Source organism: Alphaproteobacteria bacterium (genome assembly GCA_016722515.1).
GTDB lineage: Bacteria > Pseudomonadota > Alphaproteobacteria > Rickettsiales > JADKJE01 > JADKJE01.
Genome location: JADKJE010000001.1, coordinates 287,390 through 308,031, shown reverse-complemented (window position 1 = coordinate 308,031; position 20,642 = coordinate 287,390). Strand labels below are relative to the sequence as shown.

15 protein-coding genes are annotated in these 20,642 nt (G+C 44.4%); 12 read left to right on the top strand and 3 right to left on the bottom strand.

The window, feature by feature from the left end; genetic code table 11:
* The first annotated feature begins 96 nt into the window (after positions 1-96).
* Together IPP74_01340 and IPP74_01335 are read left to right on the top strand one after the other, a co-directional pair.
* Positions 97-402: a helix-turn-helix domain-containing protein gene (locus IPP74_01340; GenBank protein MBL0317943.1), complete on the top strand. Its 306-nt coding sequence runs from the start codon at positions 97-99 to the stop codon at positions 400-402.
* Positions 403-417: 15 nt separating this feature from the next.
* The gene (locus tag IPP74_01335) at positions 418-1,110 is read left to right on the top strand and encodes an IS630 family transposase (protein ID MBL0317942.1); all 693 of its coding nucleotides are present in this window, start codon (positions 418-420) and stop codon (positions 1,108-1,110) included.
* 17 nt (positions 1,111-1,127) lie between these two features.
* Here the strand turns inward: IPP74_01335 and IPP74_01330 are convergent, their stop codons facing one another.
* Entirely contained in the window at positions 1,128-1,769 is a 642-nt protein-coding gene (locus IPP74_01330) for a hypothetical protein (protein ID MBL0317941.1), read from the bottom strand.
* Positions 1,770-2,338: 569 nt separating this feature from the next.
* Between IPP74_01330 and IPP74_01325 the strand changes: the two genes are divergently transcribed.
* From IPP74_01325 to IPP74_01315, 3 genes are read left to right on the top strand one after another with little or no spacing between them, the layout of a single operon-like run.
* Complete coding sequence (locus IPP74_01325) at positions 2,339-2,512, top strand: hypothetical protein (protein MBL0317940.1); 174 nt, start codon at positions 2,339-2,341, stop codon at positions 2,510-2,512.
* Positions 2,454-2,777, top strand: a complete 324-nt coding sequence (locus IPP74_01320) for an ATP-binding protein (GenBank protein ID MBL0317939.1) — start codon at positions 2,454-2,456, stop codon at positions 2,775-2,777. The genes IPP74_01325 and IPP74_01320 overlap by 59 nt, the downstream gene beginning before the upstream one ends.
* A complete protein-coding gene (locus IPP74_01315; protein ID MBL0317938.1) occupies positions 2,719-3,417 on the top strand; it encodes a hypothetical protein in 699 nt (232 codons plus the stop codon). The genes IPP74_01320 and IPP74_01315 overlap by 59 nt, the downstream gene beginning before the upstream one ends.
* A 113-nt stretch (positions 3,418-3,530) precedes the next feature.
* On the opposite strand, the gene IPP74_01310 is transcribed toward IPP74_01315, so the two are convergent.
* The gene (locus IPP74_01310) at positions 3,531-5,132 is read right to left on the bottom strand and encodes an ABC transporter ATP-binding protein (protein ID MBL0317937.1); all 1,602 of its coding nucleotides are present in this window, start codon (positions 5,130-5,132) and stop codon (positions 3,531-3,533) included.
* Positions 5,133-5,310: 178 nt separating this feature from the next.
* On the opposite strand from IPP74_01310, the gene IPP74_01305 reads away from it, so the two are divergent.
* The 7 genes from IPP74_01305 to IPP74_01275 all read left to right on the top strand — a co-directional run bounded on the left by IPP74_01305 (position 5,311) and on the right by IPP74_01275 (position 19,119).
* Positions 5,311-8,043 (top strand): hypothetical protein, encoded by a 2,733-nt coding sequence (locus tag IPP74_01305; GenBank protein MBL0317936.1) that lies wholly within the window; start codon positions 5,311-5,313, stop codon positions 8,041-8,043.
* Positions 8,044-8,083: 40 nt separating this feature from the next.
* Positions 8,084-9,307 (top strand): LL-diaminopimelate aminotransferase, encoded by a 1,224-nt coding sequence (locus IPP74_01300; GenBank protein MBL0317935.1) that lies wholly within the window; start codon positions 8,084-8,086, stop codon positions 9,305-9,307.
* Entirely contained in the window at positions 9,304-10,593 is a 1,290-nt protein-coding gene (locus IPP74_01295) for a homoserine dehydrogenase (GenBank protein MBL0317934.1), read from the top strand. Before IPP74_01300 ends, IPP74_01295 begins: the two co-directional genes overlap by 4 nt.
* 81 nt (positions 10,594-10,674) lie before the next feature.
* The gene (gene glpX, locus IPP74_01290) at positions 10,675-11,700 is read left to right on the top strand and encodes a class II fructose-bisphosphatase (protein MBL0317933.1); all 1,026 of its coding nucleotides are present in this window, start codon (positions 10,675-10,677) and stop codon (positions 11,698-11,700) included.
* A gap of 21 nt (positions 11,701-11,721) precedes the next feature.
* The gene (gene argJ / locus IPP74_01285; protein ID MBL0317932.1) at positions 11,722-12,954 is read left to right on the top strand and encodes a bifunctional glutamate N-acetyltransferase/amino-acid acetyltransferase ArgJ; all 1,233 of its coding nucleotides are present in this window, start codon (positions 11,722-11,724) and stop codon (positions 12,952-12,954) included.
* 4 nt (positions 12,955-12,958) lie between these two features.
* Entirely contained in the window at positions 12,959-13,429 is a 471-nt protein-coding gene (locus tag IPP74_01280) for a (deoxy)nucleoside triphosphate pyrophosphohydrolase (protein ID MBL0317931.1), read from the top strand.
* 596 nt (positions 13,430-14,025) lie between these two features.
* On the top strand, positions 14,026-19,119 hold the full coding sequence (locus IPP74_01275) for a filamentous hemagglutinin N-terminal domain-containing protein (protein ID MBL0317930.1): 5,094 nt from the start codon (positions 14,026-14,028) through the stop codon (positions 19,117-19,119).
* A 603-nt stretch (positions 19,120-19,722) separates the two neighbouring features.
* On the opposite strand, the gene IPP74_01270 is transcribed toward IPP74_01275, so the two are convergent.
* Positions 19,723-20,616 carry a hypothetical protein gene (locus IPP74_01270; GenBank protein ID MBL0317929.1) on the bottom strand — a complete coding sequence of 298 codons (894 nt, stop codon included), beginning with the start codon at positions 20,614-20,616 and terminating at the stop codon, positions 19,723-19,725.
* Between the last annotated feature and the right edge of the window lie 26 nt (positions 20,617-20,642).

Here is a 20,642-nt window from a genome sequence, read left to right as displayed (position 1 = left end):
TCTAGAAATATTGCTAACCAGGACATTTCATGAAGGCATGAAGTAATAATATTTCCTATTGCCAACACACCAAACAATGTGTATTGTGATGTCGTTATGGGACGTAAAGTAAAAGATATTGATGCTGACTTATTATTAAAGGCTGACGAAGCGTTCGAAGGTCTTGGTTTATCTGGCCGGATTGCATGGCGACTGCAGGCGATTAGGAGCTTGAGGCATCACTCATTAAATGTGGTTAGTTCGGTGATAGGAATTGATCGCAGTCGGATAAAAGCTTGGGTTAAGCGCTTTAGCGAAGAAGGTCTTGCTGGTTTAGAAGATAGGCCACGCAAGCCCAAAAATGGGTTGACACGGGACGCAATCACGCAGGCAGAGATATCAATTGGACACTTGAGAAATTAAGGCAATCGATAGAAGATGAGTTTGGTATCAGGATGGGCATCAACACATTGTGGGTTTTTATTCGCAAAGAGGGGTACTCATTTAAAAGAGCGAAACCGAAGCAGGTTCAAGGTGATGCTGAAGCTCAAGAACAGTTTAAAAAAAACAGCAGAGCTAAGCCAAAGAAATCCTGATATCCGTTTCTTGTATTTTGATCAAGGCAGATTTGGGTTTCATCAGGATCAAGGAAAAGGGTGGTTTAAGAAGGGCTCAACGCCCACATTTAACCATAAGATTGGGTATGAAAATTTTTACGCGTATAGCGCTTTGGATCCTATTAAAGGCGAACACTACTCATTATTTCTGCCATATGTTAATACCGAGATGATGAACATCTATTTGGAGCATCTTTCAGAAGAGCTGCATGACGATATGGCTGTGCTTATCCTGGATCAAGCAGGATATCATACCGCCCAACACTTAGAAATACCAGACAATATCGTATTAATGCACCCTCCGCCTTATTCACCAGAGCTAAACCCTGTAGAGCGTAGGTGGAGATATTTAAAAAGACACGTGTTCAGAAATCGACTTTATCTTTCTATTGAAGCGATTATGGATTCGCTTCAAGACGAAATGCGAGAGATGTCAGCGACAAAGATCTCCGGTATTTCGGCACAGCATATTTGGCAAACTAGAAATGGGAAATATTATTATCTCAAACGGTAAGATACATCACCCGACGATTAGGAAATATTTGTTACTTGAATCGAGTTGGTAATAAAATAATTATCGCCAACAAATAGTACGACATTGTCATTAGTAGATGCGACCCAAGTTGCCCCATCCCAGATTTTAGACTCTCGTTGATTAATAATATTTGCTTGTATCTTATACTGATCTATTACTTTTAGATATTCTTGCATCACTATATCTGGGCCTTTGGCTAGAAGCCCAAATTTAAAATCATTATTTTTGATATAAGGGACATGTGTAATGCAAGGCATTTGGTGAACAAAATCTTCAAGAGAAAACCAAGTTCCTACAATTTTATTATGGGCTATCACTAAATCAGCTAATAGCTCTTTTAGCTTATCTGTAGTGCCGTTAAAGAAGAGTTCGGATTGAGCTTTATTATGCGGAAACAATAAAGGGTGCTCGGTAATTACTTCCAAACCAACTTTATTGCTTGGCTGGAGTTTGTAATCCTTGACGCTGCGGCACTCTAGCTTCCATTGCTGCCTGGGGAACCCATCTAAATCATCCCATAATTCAACCTTTAGATTTAAATCATTTCCTAATAGCTCCATCGCTATAATTTCTATGCCACCATCTTCAAAATCTGTAGCATCAAGAATAGCCTTAAGCTCTTTTGGTAATTCAATCATTTCACACCTCATGTTATTAGCCACCAAAAATACAACGCCTAGCGTAGTTAGATAGCAACTCTCAGCTACATGTATATTGCCAAACCACGGAATTGTCTTGACTAAAAATTCCCGTACCGACTTTTCCAACGTACGGAAAAATATAATAACGCACTCTCAAACCCGTACTTCAGAATAAGAATGCACCAATTTTTTGCATTCTCAAGTCAGGAGCGAACCGTGAGAGGCGCAGAAAACCTAAGGTTTTTCTTAAGCCAAAAAACTGCCCGAAAAACAGTTTCCGTAAATACTTGGCGGTGGGTTGTATTGGTCACAACTAACTGGTTCTAACTGAAATTATGTATAAAAAGGCTTTTTTTTAAACGTACTGTGTAGTCATGGGTATAACTCTATGCGTAGTATCCGAAACTTCTAAAATAGAATTTCATTATTCAGAAACCGGATTGAGTATGCTATCTTTCTCTGACCAATTGACTAAGATCCTTAAGATGATCATACTGGCCAAGCTGGTCTCGTCTGCTCAAGAATATCCAAAACGGAATTATGCAAATACGTAAAGGAGTGGCCGCATGAAAACGGCAAAAGAGATTATTGAAGAATTAAACCAGATTGACGAGCATCAGAAAGTGGAAGCCAAATTGGGTGTTGGTTCCTCTATACTGGAAACCGTCTGCGCTTTCTTGAATGAACCTGGAATGGGGGGGGGGCACGATATTAATTGGGGTAGAGAAGCAAGAGGATGACCCTTTTTACTCCGTGAAAGGAATTGATGATGCAGACAAGATATCTAGTGATATTGCCTCACAATGCGCCAGCGTTTTCAATAAACCCATCCGCCCTTCTATCCGAACGGAAGATATCGATGGTAAGAAAGTGATTATCGTTGATGTAACAGAGGCTCCACAATCAGATAAGCCGGTATTCATCAGGAACAAAAGTCTTCCTCGCGGTGCGTATCGGCGTATCGGTTCAACGGATCAAAAATGGCTTTGCGCCGCCTACTTTTGATTCCGACCGTGAAAATGATCAATTCACCGCCCGTTTGTTACTGCACCATTTTTTGACCCCTAAAGATCTTGAATGGCTTGCAAGCTTGGGTGTAGAAGATCTAAACCATGCTCAAAAAACAGCTCTTGTCTTTGTGCGTGAGTCTGGTGCAGTGGATAACCAAACGTATCGCCAACTCAATGCGGTCGATACGTTAACGGCTAGCAGCGACTTGAGACACCTACGTGATAGTGGTTTGCTTGAGAAAAAAGGACCGGGTTCTACTACCTATTATGTTGCTGGATCCTTGATGAGGCTTTTAAGGGTGGAAGAGAATCGGTACCAGCTAAGCAAAGAAACACACCACTTGAACGAGGAAACACACCAGTTAAACCTACCTCCTGACCTCCAAAACGAGCTGGATAATTTGGGCAAGAGTCCGAGGAGAGAAAGGACAAAGGCAATGATTAAGAAACTATGTATGTGGCAGGAGTTGAGTGCTGATCAGCTTACAGAGTTATTAGGAAAAACGGACAAGAAGCATTTGGTGCGTACGTTAATAAACCCTATGATAAGTGAAGGGTTGCTCATTTACACCCATCCTGAAATGATCAACCATCCTCGGCAGAAATACCGAGCAGTTATTAAAAACTTATCTTGAATTGGAAGGGTATGATCCTGGAATTTGCGATATTAGATGTATTACCTGATAAAATAAAGGAATTTGAAGTAGCTTTTTCTGAGGCCTGGCATTTTCCTTTTCTAGTTAATTATTCATGGTTCATTGTCAAAACAGGCTGCCACTAACTCCTTTGTATATTGGGCTTGGGGTTGCTGCAGTATGTTTTTTGTTTCGCCATATTCGATCGTTTTTCCTTCCTTCATTACAAGGACATGATGGCAAAGTGCTTTTATAACTCTTAAATCATGACTAATAAAAATAAAAGTTAAGCTTTGTTCAATTTGAAGTTTTCTTAAAAGAATAATAATTCTTTTTTGCGTTGAGACATCGAGTGCTGAAGTTGGTTCATCTAAGATGACCACTTCCGGTTTTAATGCAAGTGCTCTGGCGATGGCAATACGTTGACGTTGCCCACCGGATAATTCATGAGGATAACGTTCTTTAAAACTTGCATCTAATTCAACTTGATTTAATGCGTTGATAATCGTTTGATTAAGTTGCTGTAGATCTATTTGTTTGTGGTGAGCTTGAATGCCTTCGGCGATAATTTCACCTACGGATAATCGCGGATTAAGACTGCTAAATGGATCCTGGAATACAAATTGAATCTTTTGGCGCAGTGGCCTCATTTTTCTTTCATTCAGTAAATGTAGTGCATAGGGAGGAAGTTCTATTTCTCCAGTAGATGAAATTAAACGAAGAACCGCCAGAGCGAGAGTCGTTTTACCGGAGCCGCTTTCGCCAACAATACCAAGTGATGTGCCACGATCAACGCTTAAGTGAATAGAATTAAGAATCGTATGGTAGTCGATGGTCCGGCCAAAGAAATTGCTTCTGCCAGGAAATCGCACGCTCAGATTTTTAACGCTAAGGCCAACCTGCCCCGTATCGTCAACAACAGGCGCATCCATGGTTAGTTGGGAATCAAGTAATGAGCGTGTATACGGATGGTCAGGATGGGCTAATACGTGAGTTACAGCGCCTTCTTCAACAATTTTTCCGCCCTGCATCACCAAAACCCGGTCGCAGACATGTTTGACTATTTGTAAATCATGGGAAATAAATAACATTCCCATGTTTAATTCTTTTTGGAGTTTTTTGAGAAGTTCAAGTATTTGATTGCGTAGATGGACATCCAGTGCCGTGGTGGGTTCATCAGCAATTAATAATTGGGGATTGCAGGCAATCGCCATGGCGATAACCACGCGTTGCCGCTGGCCACCTGAACATTGGTGAGGAAAATCTCCGAGGCGATTATGGAAGGATTGCATTCCAACCATCGATAGCAAATCTTTAATTCGAGAATCCAGGGCTTTGCCCATTAGCCCTTCATGGGTGGAGAGCACTTCGCCTATTTGCTGACCAATCGTGTGCAGCGGATTGAGAGCTGTCATGGGCTCTTGGAAGATCATGCTGATATTTTTGCTGCGAATGCGCCTGAGCAGAGATGGTTTGGCGTCTAATAGTTCCTGGTTATTAAATACGATAGAACCTTGTGGATGAAAGGCTTTCGGATAGGGAAGTAGTTGCATAATCGAGAGGGCAGTCAATGATTTACCTGAACCGCTTTCGCCTACAATTCCCAAGGTTTCTCCGCGTTTTAGAGTAAAAGAAGCACTGCCAACTACGGTTTTGGCAATACCGCTACTGGTCTTAAAAGCAATAGATAAGTCTTTAACGGCTAACATTTCCATATGTAATCTCCCAATGTTCGTCAATGTACTTCTACAAAAAGGAAACTTCAAGATGTTAAGTGAAATCAATGAAATTTCACGTGGAAATCCTAAGTATATTTTGATTGCCATGCTGGACCTCTTCATATAACATGGGGGAAACCTGGTTATGTAGTCGTTATTTAAGGTACTGTTAGTTATGCGTCATATTCGTTTAAATGTGTCCTCCCCTTTAGCAAGAAGATTGGCAAAAAATTTCCTGCAATCAACCGCCTTAGGAATGGTTTCCTTGTCCGTTCTATCTTGTGGTGTGCACAGCTATACGTTTCAGTCGCCAATCAAATCAAATGAGAAGCCCAAAGCAGTGCAAAATGTTGATGTTGCAGATCGCAGGGTGCCACAATTAAATCCACAAGCAGGCCGTGCTAAGCCAACGTCACAATTTAAAGGTCCCATTCCGTATTTTGGAGTGGTTCCGTCGGCTAATAGTTCTGTTAATTCGGCGGCTCCACTTGGTATGCAGCCAGCAGGTATCCCCTCTAGTTTTGCTTCTCCGGCCATGCCAGGTTCAGCAATGGGTGGGGGATCACCCTTTAACACGAAGCCAAAAGGCCTAACGGATAGCAACATGGGCGGTATGGATGGGATGGGTGTTGGTTCATCTGCTTTTCCTTCAGGTAGTAGTCCTTACGATACTATAGGGCAATCTTCTTATCCAGCGCCTAATTATGCTAATCCTGGTCTTCAGGGATCTGGTACTGGGGCTTATCCTTCCTCGCCAAGCCAATCACCTTTTCCTAGTAATGGTAATAATACGGATATGAACGGTTCATCAGCCTTTGCTTCACCATATGGAGCTGGTGGAACTTATCCACTTGAAGGTGTACCTGGAGGTTCCAGTAGTATCAATTCAGGTAAATCAGATAATGCTCCTATTCCGCTTATGCCGTCGATGGGGGCAGCAGGGGCTTCTTCTGCTGGGACATCGAGTATGTTCCCACCTGCAGATGGGGGGTATAATGGTGGTTCGCAATCAATGATGAATTCAGCTCCTCCGTTTTCCGGATCGACAGGATATCCAATGGATGCTCAATCTCCATTTGGTGCAGCTCCTGGGATGAGTCCAACAGGACAGGGAAATCCTGCCGCGATGGGGCAAATGTCGAATGATTTCAATCCTTATGGTGCCGGTACTGGTAGTATGGGTGGAGCTTCTTTGAGCAATTCAGGTATCCAACCTGACAACATGGCGTATCCTGCTTCTCCAATGTCAGCGTCTTCTTCTGGGGCTGATTATGGTAATACTTCTGGGCCTAGCTACGGTAAAAATGCTGTATCGCGTTCAGCCGCTAAAGAGCCTGAGCAATCGTGGGTAGGTAAAACATGGAATAAAGTATGGCCGTGGGGCAGTCATGACTCAGGGGCTTCGGCGATGCCAGGTTCACAACAAAAACCACCGATGCCGCCAATGCCGGGCTATGGTGCCACTAATGCTAATGCACCTTGGTCTGCAGATTCATCTGGTTTGCAATCGGGTGGGCAAGGTGCTGGGATGATGTCTCCGTACAGTGCACAAGGTGGCATGTTTCAACAACCACCGATGGGTGATCCTATGGGACAACCATTGGCACCGCAGGGGATGATGGCTCCTTCTACTTATCCATCAGGAACCGGTTCGTATGCTGAACCTACTGGTCCAGAACCCTATACTCCGTTACTTTCAGGTGGCTACCCGACGTTAAATTCTGTTCCTCCTAAACCTAATTTTGGTAGTCCGCAGTTAGGCCAGGTTAATATGATGGCGAAGGAATTGGAACAAGACAGGCAAAATGCGATGCAGCAACAGCAATTGTTGCAACAGGGGTATTATCCTGCGCAGCAACAACCGTCTCAACCGTTGCAAGCTCCAGCTAATCAATCTGGAAAATCAACCTCTCAACAATTCAATCAATCCAATCAGGGTTCCGGAGGTTCGGCGTATTCGCCTAATTATCAAGCAGATCCTTCCGCTCAGTTTCCAAACCATTCTAATTCTCAGCCTTACACCGGTTTAATGCGTAGCCTTGAACCGATGGCCCCGCCTGAAAATTATCCATTGCCAGGACGGGAACCTTCACTTTCGCAAATGGTTGATGGTAATGTTAAGCCAGCCGTTGCCAGTGCATCTCAGGCCAAGTCTCAACCTCAAGCGCAGCCGCAACAGGCTTCTGCAAAGCAAACTCAGGCTCCGGTGCAGTATCAGTCACAGTACCAGGCGCAGGTACAACAACCTTCAAATCAACAGCCGCAAGCGCAAATTCAGCAACCTCTGCAGCAAATACAGGCTCAGGGAGCGCAACCTTGGCAACCGAGTGCGGTTAATGCCCCACAACAACCCGTTCCTTATGTTCCTTCGGCCAGTTATCTGGTAACCCCTCAGCAGGAACAAAATCTAGCGGAAGCCTTGGCTAAATACAGCCAGGAAATGGATGGTAAGCAGGCTCAGCCACAACAGGCTCAGGCTCAGCAAATTCAACAGCCACAACAACCGCAACAGTCAAAACAGGCTCAATCTGGTTCGCAGTTCCAAATGCAGTATCAGCCTCAGCCGCAGGTTCGTCAACAACCGCAAGTGATTCAAGCGCAGGCCAAAACAAATATGGAACCATTGGCTTCTTCGCCGCAGGCTCAGGCAAGAGCAAACGCACCTTCTGTTTCACAGCTTGAGCCCAGTGCTCCTCCGGTCAATTATCCTTACGGTCAGAATGTTCAGGGGCAGTCTTCCTATACCAATTCAGGTGGTCAGCCTAACAATTATCCTGCTGCCCAACCGATGATGCAGTATAATGGACAGCAGGCTCCGGCTTCACAAGGATTTGCGCCTTCGCGTTATGGTAATAACGAAACGTATTATCAGCCAAGCCGTTATGGAACGTCAATCTCAGGAAACTAATTACCCACTAATGTTTTTTTAACCTTCAGATAGGTCTCTTATGGAAACCGATTTTTACCGCGTTGGGCTGCTGCCCCCTTATGTTTTAGCCGAAGTTAACCGCATGAAGGCTAAAGCGCGAGCGGAAGGAAGAGACATTATTGATCTGGGGATGGGTAATCCTGATTCGCCTCCGCCTCCGCACGTGATCCAGAAGCTGATTGAAACGGCTAAAAACCCCGATGTTCATGGCTATTCTTTATCTCGCGGTATTCCTGGATTGCGTAAGGCTCAATGCGCTTACTATAAACGGCGTTTTAATGTTGATCTTGATCCTGAAACCGAGATTATTACTACCATGGGATCGAAGGAAGGACTTGCCAACCTGGCAACAGCCATCACGCGCCCTGGTGATGTTATCATGGTGCCAAGCCCTAGTTATCCAATCCATCCGTATGGATTTGTCATTGCCGGTGGTTCGATTTGTTATTTGCCGCGTTTTACGGGCCAAAAATTAATTGATCAAATCAGTGATGCGGTTGCTAATACGTCTCCCCGCCCGAAGGTATTGATTTTGAATTATCCGTGTAATCCAACAACGGAAACGGTAACCCTTGATTTCTATGAAGAGATTGTTGATTTTTGCCGCTATCATGAGATTTATATTCTATCGGATCTAGCCTATTGTGAAATTTATTTTGATGGTAATCCGCCGCCTTCGGTGTTGCAGGTAAAAGGTGCTAAAGATATCACGGTTGAGTTTACCAGTTTAAGTAAAACCTATTCTATGGCTGGTTGGCGGGTAGGGTTTGCCGCGGGTAATAAAAATCTCATTTACGCACTGGGACGGATTAAGTCGTATCTTGATTATGGTTCGTTTACGCCAGTGCAGGTAGCAGCGACTACGGCTATTAATGGTCCTCAGGATTGCATTGAGGAATATCGGCAAATTTATAAATCGCGCAGTGATATCCTGGTTAAAGGACTCAATGAGGCTGGATGGAATATTGAACCAACTAAATCGACTATGTTTACCTGGACACCCATTCCTAAGGAATTCAATCACATGGGAGCATTGGAATTTTCTAAATTAATGCTAGAGGAAGCCAATGTTGCTGTTGCTCCTGGAACGGGTTTTGGAAAGGAAGGCGAGGGATATTTGCGAATTGGGATGGTTGAAAATAAGCATCGGATGCGTCAAGCAATGCGTAATATTAAACAATTTATGAGAAAGCACGGCGTTCAAACCACCGACAATACAGACAGCAAGGAGAGCGTAGAGTGAAATCGATCGTTAAAGTAGGAATTGCTGGATTAGGTACGGTAGGCAGTGGTGTTGCCAAGTTATTGGTTGCTAATGCCGATGTTGTTGAGGCGCGTACAGGTACTGCTATTAAAGTGGTTGCTGTTTCTGCGCGCAGGCAAGTCTCCCGCGGTTTTGATATGGACGGCATTCGTTGGTATGAAGATGCCCGCGATTTAGCCAAAGATCCCGAAGTTGATATTGTCGTAGAAGTTATTGGCGGCTCGGAAGGAATTGCCAAAGAGGTATGCGAACTGGCGCTTAAGCAGGGAAAGCATGTCGTCACTGCCAACAAAGCACTGATTGCCCATCATGGGATTGAATTAGCGACGTTAGCGGAATCACAAAGAAAAGTATTGGCGTTTGAAGCTGCGGTAGCGGGTGGTATCCCTATCCTGAAGATGTTAAAGGAAGGTCTAGCTGCCAATCGATTTTCACGCGTGGCAGGTATTTTAAATGGTACTGGCAATTATATTCTCACCACGATGCAGCAAACTGGTAAAGATTTTGAAGTTGTTCTTAAAGAAGCGCAGGATTTAGGTTATGCCGAGGCTGATCCAAGTTTTGATGTCGATGGTATCGATGCCGCTCATAAATTAGCCATTCTGGCTTCGCTGGCATTTGGTACAAAGATTGCCTTTGACGAGGTGTATATTGAAGGTATCCGCCATATTAATAGTGATGACATACGTTACGCGGAAGAGCTTGGTATGAAAATCAAATTACTAGGTATTTGCCAGTATGATGGTTCATCGTTGCGACAAAGTGTTTACCCTTGTCTGGTTTCATTGGCACACCCAATCGCCAAAGTTGATGGTGTGTTTAATGCCGTTGAAGTGGAAGGCGATCCTGTGGGTAAAATGATGATCCAGGGACGTGGTGCAGGTGAGGGGCCCACTGCATCAGCTGTAGTAGCAGATATTGTTGACATTGCCTCCTTACGCAGAACCTATCCGTTTGGTATGGCGCTTAGCCAGTTGCATGATCCTAAACATTTAAGCCAGGATGATTACGAAGGTTCTTTTTATGTGAGATTAAGGGTGCAGGATAGCAAGGGTGTCGTTGCTGATGTAACGCGTATTTTGAGCCAGTTTAATATCTCTATTGATTCTTTCAGCCAGAAAGCACACCAGGATCCACATGCGGTGAAGGTTATGCTTTCAACGCATCGAACCACCGAGAATAATTTAAAAGAAGCCCTCGCTGCAATTAAGTCGCTCTCCTCAGTTATTTCTGAACCGGTGATGATTCGCATTGCAGCTGTTTAAATAAGATGGTTAAATATGATTTTAAAGATTCTGCTGCCATGGTATAATGGGCGGAATTTTCTTAATTGTTAATGGGGTTTTATGCCAACCAAAAAGAATACTAAAATTAAAACGGAAACACATGAGCTATTAACGCTTGACCGCAATTTTGCGCTCGAAGCCGTACGCGTTACTGAGGCTGCTGCGCTTGCATCATCCACATGGATTGGCTTAGGTGATGAGAAGGCTGCCGATCAGGCTGCGGTGAATGCGATGCGTCGTGCACTCAATATTATGGATATGGATGGTACAGTCGTGATTGGTGAAGGCGAACGCGATAAGGCGCCCATGCTGTATATCGGCGAAAAAGTAGGTACAGGTAATGGCCCACATATTGATATCGCCCTAGATCCGTTAGAAGGAACCACTATTTGTGCAACGGGTGGCCCCAATTCGTTAGCAGTTATTGCGATGGCTGAAGGGGGGAATTTTCTTCATGCTCCCGATGTCTACATGGATAAAATTGCTGTAGGTGGTGGATTGCCAGATGGCATTATCGATTTGGATAAAACACCAGAACAGAATCTTAAAAATATTGCCAAAGCAAAATCGTGCAAAGTATCCGATTTAACGGTGGTTATTTTGGAGCGTGAGCGTCATCAGGATCTCATTTCGCGCGTACGTAAGGCCGGTGCTAGAATTCATTTGATTGGCGATGGTGATGTTGCAGGAGTTATTGCAACCGCCACCCCAGAAACAGGTGTTGATGTTTACATGGGGATTGGTGGGGCACCTGAAGGGGTATTAGCGGCTGCGGCACTGCGTTGTATCGGTGGACAGATGTGTGGACGTTTATTGTTTAAAGAAAAAGAACAGAAAGAACGTGCTAAACGCATGGGCATTACCGATTTTAACCGCACCTATAGCGTCAACGAAATGGCCAAAGGGGATGTGATGTTTGCCGCAACCGGTGTTACCAATGGATCGATGCTCAAAGGCGTTAAACGCTATAAAGGAGGTGCATTTACCCATTCGATGGTTATGCGCTCTAAAACAGGTACTGTCCGATTTGTGGAAACCCTGCATAATTTCACCCAAAAAGGTGGATGGGATCCTGGTAACGAATAATTTTAATTGAGTGATTTTACTATGTCTCATCCTGTTTCGCCTTTAAAGCCAACCACAATGCCAAAACTTCCAGTCGTTCCTGGGGTGTTGATAGCGATGTCAAACACGGGTATGCGTTATAAAGGTCGTGATGATTTACTTTATATGGAATTTATTCCGGGCACACAATCTGCGGGTGTGTTTACATTATCGCATACCGCAAGTGCATGTGTGTTGTGGGGGCGTGAAATCCTTCCTGAAAAGGAAGTCAGAGCTCATGTAGTGGTAGCAGGAATTTCTAATGTATTTAATGGCGAAGCGGGTATGCGTTCGGTTCATGCCATCACGCATAAAGTAGCTGCGGATTTAGAATGTTCACAGCGGCATGTGCAGTTTTCTGCAACCGGTATTATTGGTGTCCCTCTGCCTGATGATAAAATTCTAAAGACACTTTCTTCTATTCGTTTACATTTAAAGGAAGATGCCTGGGAACAGGCAACGTATGCCATCAATACAACCGACACATTTGCTAAATGGTCAACGCGTAGTGCGGTCATTGACGGCAAGAAGGTGGTGATTAATGGTATTATCAAAGGATCGGGCATGGTGGAACCCAATATGGCGACCATGCTGGGTTATATCGCCACCGATGCTGCTATTCCAGCTCATATTCTACAGGAATTATTGAATGAATATGTCGATGTGTCGTTTAATGCCATTACCGTGGACAGCGATACCTCTACCAGTGATACCATCATGCTCTTTGCTACGGGCAGTGCTGGAAATAAACAACCATCTTCAACACAGGATGTTTTACTAAATGATTTTAAAGTGGCGCTGCGTGAAGTCTGTATTGAGCTTGCCCAACTGGTCGTGAAAGATGGAGAAGGTGCTACCAAGTTTATAACAATTGAGGTGACTGGTGCTGAAAATCATAGGGAAGCCAAAATAATTGGCAAGTCAGTTGCCAATTCTCCTTTGGTGAAAACCGCTATTGCCGGTGAAGATGCGAATTGGGGACGGATCGCCGCAGCCGTAGGTAAAGCCAGCGCGCATATTGATCAACGGTCTCTGTCAATTGGTGTTGGTGGTATCTGGATGGCAAGGAATGGCCAATTAAATCCTGACTATCGAGAAGCTGATGTGGTGCCGTTGATGAAAAGAAATGATATTACCATCCAGATTGATTTAGGATTAGGTAACGGTAACGCCACGGTATGGACCTGTGATCTAACAGAGTGCTATATTCGTATCAATGCAGATTATCGGAGTTAAAGAGATGGCATTTGATGTTTTTTGCCCGGAAAGGCAACCTGGTGCAGTCATCGATACCGATAAGACAGCGATCTTGCCTGGTGTATGTGTAGTAGCTATTGCGCTGTTAGATAAGGATAACCGAGTTCTTTTAGCTCAACGGCCTGAAGGAAAACAGATGGCTGGCTTATGGGAATTTGCCGGGGGCAAGCTGGAACCTGGTGAAACGCCCGAAGCCTGTATTATCCGTGAATTGAAAGAAGAGCTTGATGTGGATACCAGTGCAAGCTGCTTGTCGCCGTTTACGTTTACGACCCATATTTATGGTACGACCCCTTTTCTGATTTTGCTTTACCTTTGCCGACGATGGCAAGGAATACCCGTTCCTAAAGAGGGGCAGAATCTCGTCTGGGTAAAACCACAACTCTATAACCAGTACCCCATGCCTGAGGCTAATGTGCCGTTGATGGCTATGTTGCGGGATTTATTGGTTTAATTGTGATTTAACATTAAACCCCTTGCCGTAATGTGGGGCAGTGACCATGTGCACAATGCTTCTTTGCTTCAGCGATCCGATGTCTCTATCATGTAATAGCGTATACCAATACCATTCAATATCATGACACTATTAAATGCGTCATCGATGTTAAGGAAGCGATTCTTCCTTTTTCCTTAAGCAACACTGTATTGCACTTTGATACGACGCTGAATATCAATGGCACGCCATCGTTCTCTATATCTGGGGGTGGGGGGCGTTAATGTGAGCTTTTAGCGATTCCTTTTGTGTTTCTGTCAATCTGTGGAGACGGGCAGGATGTTCTGCATTTCAAAAAATCATTGAGCTCGGTATTGCTTGGCGAGCCAAAGCATGTCAATAACGTGGCATCGCGATCATTATCTTTCTATTTTGGATTTTATTCAAGCAAAAAATTACAATATATTAAAAAACAAATAAAATATAATACATATTTATGTAACAATAAAGTAAAAATTAGCAAGATATTAATAGAATTTGTGTTAAATTGTATTTAATACCCATATTGTAAGTGGGCGTTAAATGCAAAATAATTGAACAAATTTAGAGATAAGAAAATGCGCAGCAGATCCAGTGTTACCTCACAAAAAAACGAGCTAATGCTCGAAAATTCAACCAAAATCTTTCGTTGGTCTGTGGTGAAGCGAAATAAGACAATCTTGAACTTGTGCAGTAGTGCGTTTGTGTGCGCTTTGGCCTTCACAACATGGGGTTCCGTTTTTGCTGCTCCTACTGGTGGGGAAGTTGTTCAAGGAAGTGGAGCTATTGTTCAGCAGGGATCTAATACCAATATTACCCAGGATACGCAGCGGCTTGATATTAACTGGCAGGATTTCTCAACCAATGTAGGGGAAGCTGTTAATTTCTATCAACCCAATGGTTCGGCCATTGCCATTAATAGGGTGATAGGTGGAGTACCTAGTGAATTACGTGGAGCGCTGAATGCCAATGGCCAGGTGGTTATATTAAATAGTTCAGGGATTACCTTTTATGGTACGTCCCAAGTGAATGTGGGTGCTTTATTGGCGTCGACTGCGATGAATATAACCGGTGCTGATGGACAATACCAATTACAGGGTACAGGTGAAGGACAGGTTATTAACCATGGTTCTATTGAGGTTTCTCAAGGTGGATTCGCCGTATTGGCAGGTCCTTATGTTGAAAATACAGGTTTAATTAAAGCCAACCTCGGACAAGTGCACTTGGCATCGACCAATAATATGAGTGTGGATTTGCGTGGTGATAATTTGATTACCTATGGCGTTTCCCATGAAAATTTGAATAAATTAGGCGTTGTTAATACGGGTACATTGCAGGCATACTCTGGCCAGGTGCTTGTAGCGGCTAAATTAGCGTCTGATATCGCCGAATCGGTTGTTAACATGAATGGCGTAGTCGACGCCAATGCGTTTGGTAATGGTTATAATGCGGGTTCAGTCTTTATAACATCGGTTGGTGATATCAATCAAAATGGCCAGATTCAAGCCAATGCTGGAACCAATGGCAGTGGTGGAACTGTTTATACGAAAGCAGATAAAGCCAATCATTTTTCATCCCCTGCACGGATTGAAGCAAAAGGGGGAACGGTCAGCGGGAATGGCGGTACTGTTGAGATTAGCGGGAACTCTGTTTCTTTGAATGGGGTTGTTGATGCTCATGCTGTCAATGGCACGGGCGGTAGTTTAATTATAGACCCAACGACTATGACCATCCGCAATGGTTCGGGCGTAGCGGCTTCCAATGAAATTTATGAAAATTTCATTGAAACACAATCACAAGGTGGCACCAATGTACTCATTCAAGCGGATAACGTGATTACGATGCAGAACATAACTGATAATGTGGTGCAGGGAGGTAGTGGTAATATTACGTTACAGACCTTAAATCCAGGCGGATCGATTACGTTCCAGGATGCTGCTGATACACTCGCAACAACAAGTGGTGATCTTACATTAACAGCCGGAAGCGGTGGTGTTAATATTGGAAATCTTAGGACAGGCGGAGCGGGTGTTATTAATCCCGGTGATATAGCCATCAGTACGACGGGTGGGGGGAACATCAATGTCGGTTCACTGAATGTTTCAGCCTCAGGCGCTATAGTAGGCGTAAATACTGTAACGGTGAGTGCTAATTCTAGCGGGGCATTAACAATTAATGGCGATATTAATGTGAATGCAAACGTCACGGCACCAACTGGTGGAACGTTTAACACCTCTGTTGATTTAGATGCGGTAAATGTGATAACCATGGCGGGTAATACCACGATTGATAATACGGTAGCCACAACGACTGGTGATGGAGACTCGATTGTTAATTTAACGATTACGAATACTGGGGTTGGAAAAGATATCAATATTAATGGTGATATTACGGCTAAGTCTCATTATACACTTGTAAATGCAGTCAGTAATACAGGATCTGCTGTATCCAATGTTGATATCGATAGCGCCCATAATATAAACGTCAAAAATATGACAGTTCAGGCCATCTATGATTATTTAGGAGTAACAGGACTGAATAATACACTTACCAACGCACAATTAAATGTTGAAGCACATGGCGCCGATGGTGATTTTGTAATGAATGGTGATGTCAATGTGTTGTCTAAAATTAATGCAATGCAATTTATGACCTCCTATGCCGATGCACAATTACTTGCTGGGCGGAATATGACGCTCAATGGCAATATAAATGTGATTGGTTCTGTGTTGCCTGTGGTTGTCAATTTTACAGATACGACAACTATCGATTCATTACTTGAGGTTGAGGCAGGACTTTCGGCTATTGGTAATTTAGTCCATACAGGTAATAGTTTAGTATCTGCTACCACAAGTAAACTAGGGGATACTACACAAGGTAGCATCAATGCTGTTGGTGCATTTCTATCTTCGGGTAATACAACAATTAATGGCAATCAAACGGTTGATGTTTCCACTACAGTAAGCTCTAACTCGGGAGTTGAACGAAATTACGCTGAGCTTTATAATTTAGCAGGAAATACTATTAATAACCGCAGTTTCTTTGAAACCTATATGTCGCCTGTTTTTCTAAGTGGAATTGCCACGGTTAAGGCTGCTTTAACAACCATGCCTTCAGGTATTCTTAATATCAATGGTGATACCACTATTAAAAAAGTTTCCACTAGTTTTATTGGAGACGTAGATTCATTTATTCATGATGAGTTGGATTCTTATAAAATGTATTTCACGGCACCGGACAGCATAACAATGAATGGTAATACGACTTATGATGTAAATATCATTGAGCCAGCATACGGTAGTACAGGGGGTAATATTTTTAATTTTCTAATGGATAATACAAAATCAGTGGTGGTTAATGGGAATATTAATGCCACTATTAATGCTATTTTAGGTGCAGATAATGCTATTCTAGGTGATGTTAAAATCATCGCTGATGATATTGAAATCAATGGCGATGTTATTCAAAACATTAATATAATCTCCGGCATAGGGAATCCTTCTGCATTTTTCCTTAGTTTTTCTCATTTTATTAATACGGTGACGGAACTTACTGCAGCAAATAATCTTACTATTCACGGTGATATTAATTCCATAAGTAGTGCTGGTGATTTGAGTAGCCGTCATACAAACCTGTCTAATTATGATATTGATTTAGCCAGTAAAATAATAATGGCGGCAACAAATGGAAATTTAGTTTTGGATGGTGATACTCATAATGAAATGAATGCAGATGATCCTCTTGCAAATTCAATAAATATAGATGGATTGACTAGCATTATTGCCAGTGTTGGAAGCTTGAATTTCGTCAATGATTTATCGGCTCCACGAGTGAGGGCAGATACTTTTATGTTAGAACAATTTGTCTCAGGTGTTAATAATAGTGGTGATAACACCAAAAAAACATCGTTGATTATACAAGGCCAGTCGGTTATTTTCGGCCCAATCACTCCAGCTCCTGGTGATACTGGTGTTCCTCCGCTGCCTGGCGATCCAACAGGCGGATGTGGCAGTTTTAATGCCAATAATGGACAAGTTGATTTCTTAGCCGGGGCAAGTAGTTGCGGTAGTACGCCTCCAGATGGTGGCACACCTCCGAATGGTGGCACACCTCCGAATGGTGGCACACCTCCAGATGGTGGCACACCTCCGAATGGTGGCACACCTCCAAATGGTGGCACACCTCCAGATGGTGGCACACCCCAAATGGTGGCACCCCTCCAGATGGTGGCACACCTCCAAATGGTGGCACACCTCCAGATGGTGGCACACCTCCAAATGGTGGCACACCTCCAGATGGTGGCACACCTCCAGATGGTGGCACACCTCCAGATGGTGGCACACCTCCAAATGGTGGCACACCTCCAAATGGTGGCACACCTCCAGATGGTGGCACACCTCCAGATGGTGGCACACCTCCAGATGGTGGCACACCTCCAAATGGTGGCACACCTCCAAATGGTGGCACACCTCCAGATGGCGGCACACCTCCGAATGGTGGCACACCTCCAGATGGTGGCACACCTCCAAATGGTGGCACACCTCCAGATGGTGGCACACCTCCGAATGGTGGCACACCTCCGAATGGTGGCACACCTCCAGATGGTGGCACACCTCCGAATGGTGGCACACCTCCGAATGGTGGCACACCTCCAGATGGTGGCACACCTCCAAATGGTGGCACACCTCCAGATGGTGGCACACCTCCAAATGGTGGCACACCTCCAGATGGTGGCACACCTCCAAATGGTGGCACACCTCCGAATGGTGGCACACCTCCGAATGGTGGCACACCTCCGAATGGTGGCACACCTCCAAATGGTGGCACACCTCCAAATGGTGGCACACCTCCAAATGGTGGCACACCTCCAGATGGTGGCACACCTCCGAATGGTGGCACACCTCCAAATGGTGGCACACCTCCAGATGGTGGCACACCTCCAGATGGTGGCAGACACCTCCGAATGGTGGCACACCTCCGAATGGTGGCACACCTCCGAATGGTGGCACACCTCGAATGGGGCACACCTCCGAATGGTGGCACACCTCCAAATGGTGGCACACCTCCAAATGGTGGCACACCTCCAAATGGTGGCACACCTCCAGATGGTGGCACACCTCCGAATGGTGGCACACCTCCAAATGGTGGCACACCTCCAGATGGTGGCACACCTCCGAATGGTGGCACACCTCCAAATGGTGGCACACCTCCAAATGGTGGCACACCTCCAAATGGTGGCACACCTCCAAATGGTGGCACACCTCCAAATGGTGGCACACCTCCGAATGGTGGCACACCTCCGAATGGTGGCACACCTCCAAATGGTGGCACACCTCCAAATGGTGGCACACCTCCGAATGGCGGAACACCTCCGAATGGTTGTACTCTTCTTAGTGGTGGTATACTTCCTGATGGTTGTACGCTTCCAAATGGTGGCACACCTCCAAACGGCGGCACACCTCCAAATGGTGGCACACCTCCAAACGGCGGCACACCTCCAAATGGTGGCACACCTCCAAACGGCGGCACACCTCCAAATGGTGGCACACCTCCAAACGGTGGCACACCTCCAAACGGCGTCACACCTCCGAATGGTGGCACATCTCCAAATGGTGGCACACCTCCGAATGGTGGCACACCTCCGAATGGTGGCACACTTCCAAATGGTGTAACCCCTCCGAATGGTGGAACACCTCCAAAAGGTGGCACACTTCCAAATGGCGGCGATGGGTCAATGGGTGATGGATCAAGGTATTGTGATAATGCTGATTTACTCGAGAACAGACACGGCTGTCCTGTACCACTTAAGGATCCTACCGAAAAGCATCAAAAAGGTAAAACGAAGACTTATCAAGGAGGCAATGTAAATAATAGGACGCATCATGAATTTACTCCACGAAGGACTAAATATGATTCAGGGATCAGAATTCAACCAGATTCATTCTGTGATGATGTAAACTGCGAAGATAATAGTGTCGTAAAATAAGAAATAGGGGGTTAAATGGCCTGTTCCAAAATGAAGTGCAACACCTTATGATGTTTTTTGTCAAAACAGATAATCAAATAGGTGTTGCACTTCATTTTAGAACAGGCCGCCGGCTGTCCCACAATTTTGGAATATTGTCCGACCACTGGACTCTTTAAACCGGCGTTTTGAGCAACAAAATGCTGTGAAAGAAAAGCTTTTATCTTCGTATCGATTTGAGCCGCGTCTTGGTAACAAAGCAGCAAAGGTAAACGTGCTTAATTAAGGAACGTAAATTCACTGCATTGGCTTATTTATTTTTTTCGACATCTGTGCCTTTATGAACAGAATCAGGTGCCGCATCCTTTTCAACGGGGGTTGCCCAATTGCGTTTATTGTGTTTAGACGAGCCACCTGTGGACTGTGTGGTGACGTTGGATGGTTGTTTTCCTGTATCGGCCAGCGTATTTGAAGTTGAGATAACTTCAGGCTTTAAACTCGGTTTAAGAGCAGAAATTGCTTCAGCCTGATGAGGCTCTGTAGAATCTTGTTCATTACCACGTTGTTCTTTTGGCTTCGATGGATGTTTATTCGAAGCATGCTGGTTATTTATGGTGCTTTTAACCGCAACGTTAGCTGAGTTAGACGAGGGTTGTTTTGAAGATATTTTCGGATCTGATTTTATCGTTGTCTCTTTACCTTTTGGGGCCGCATCAGCAGGTGAATCTATGGCAGCGTTTGCCGATGTTTCTTTTTTAGTGCTGTCTGGGAAAGGGCTGTCGGAGATAGACGTTGTTCGATTGTGTTCCATCATCATATAAGGATTGCCTAGCGGAACCACAGCCAATTGATAATGATTAGGTCCAGCTGATGTTTCAATATGGCTCATCTGTTGAATCGTGGTAACTGCTGATGGTGCGGGAAGTGGCCTGATGTGATTGTTGGCAGATGTGCTCGCTTTGGGTGAATCCACTAATCCCCAATAACGTGATGCGAGTATTTTGGCATCCTCTGGGTGACGTTCAAAATAATCCCTGAGTGTTGATGGTGTTTCTTTCATCATGTAGCTTAACGCTACTGGGTTGTGATCCATTGCATAACTAATTACCTGATCCATTGGTTCGTTTCCGCTGTATTGAGACGCCAGAGCTGTTGTTGAGACCAATGTTAATGCAAGCGTGGTGGCAATAAGACGTGTAAGCATAGCAAGATTCCCCATAAATTATAATC

Coding starts and splice junctions, on each gene's coding strand:
- IPP74_01340 (MBL0317943.1), top strand. CDS start 97: ATGGGACGTAAAGTAAAAGATATTGATGCTGACTTATTATTAAAGGCT.
- IPP74_01335 (MBL0317942.1), top strand. CDS start 418: ATGAGTTTGGTATCAGGATGGGCATCAACACATTGTGGGTTTTTATTC.
- IPP74_01330 (MBL0317941.1), bottom strand. CDS start 1,769: ATGATTGAATTACCAAAAGAGCTTAAGGCTATTCTTGATGCTACAGAT.
- IPP74_01325 (MBL0317940.1), top strand. CDS start 2,339: ATGAAAACGGCAAAAGAGATTATTGAAGAATTAAACCAGATTGACGAG.
- IPP74_01320 (MBL0317939.1), top strand. CDS start 2,454: ATGAACCTGGAATGGGGGGGGGGCACGATATTAATTGGGGTAGAGAAG.
- IPP74_01310 (MBL0317937.1), bottom strand. CDS start 5,132: ATGGAAATGTTAGCCGTTAAAGACTTATCTATTGCTTTTAAGACCAGT.
- IPP74_01305 (MBL0317936.1), top strand. CDS start 5,311: ATGCGTCATATTCGTTTAAATGTGTCCTCCCCTTTAGCAAGAAGATTG.
- IPP74_01300 (MBL0317935.1), top strand. CDS start 8,084: ATGGAAACCGATTTTTACCGCGTTGGGCTGCTGCCCCCTTATGTTTTA.
- glpX (MBL0317933.1), top strand. CDS start 10,675: ATGCCAACCAAAAAGAATACTAAAATTAAAACGGAAACACATGAGCTA.
- argJ (MBL0317932.1), top strand. CDS start 11,722: ATGTCTCATCCTGTTTCGCCTTTAAAGCCAACCACAATGCCAAAACTT.
- IPP74_01280 (MBL0317931.1), top strand. CDS start 12,959: ATGGCATTTGATGTTTTTTGCCCGGAAAGGCAACCTGGTGCAGTCATC.
- IPP74_01275 (MBL0317930.1), top strand. CDS start 14,026: ATGCGCAGCAGATCCAGTGTTACCTCACAAAAAAACGAGCTAATGCTC.
- IPP74_01270 (MBL0317929.1), bottom strand. CDS start 20,616: ATGCTTACACGTCTTATTGCCACCACGCTTGCATTAACATTGGTCTCA.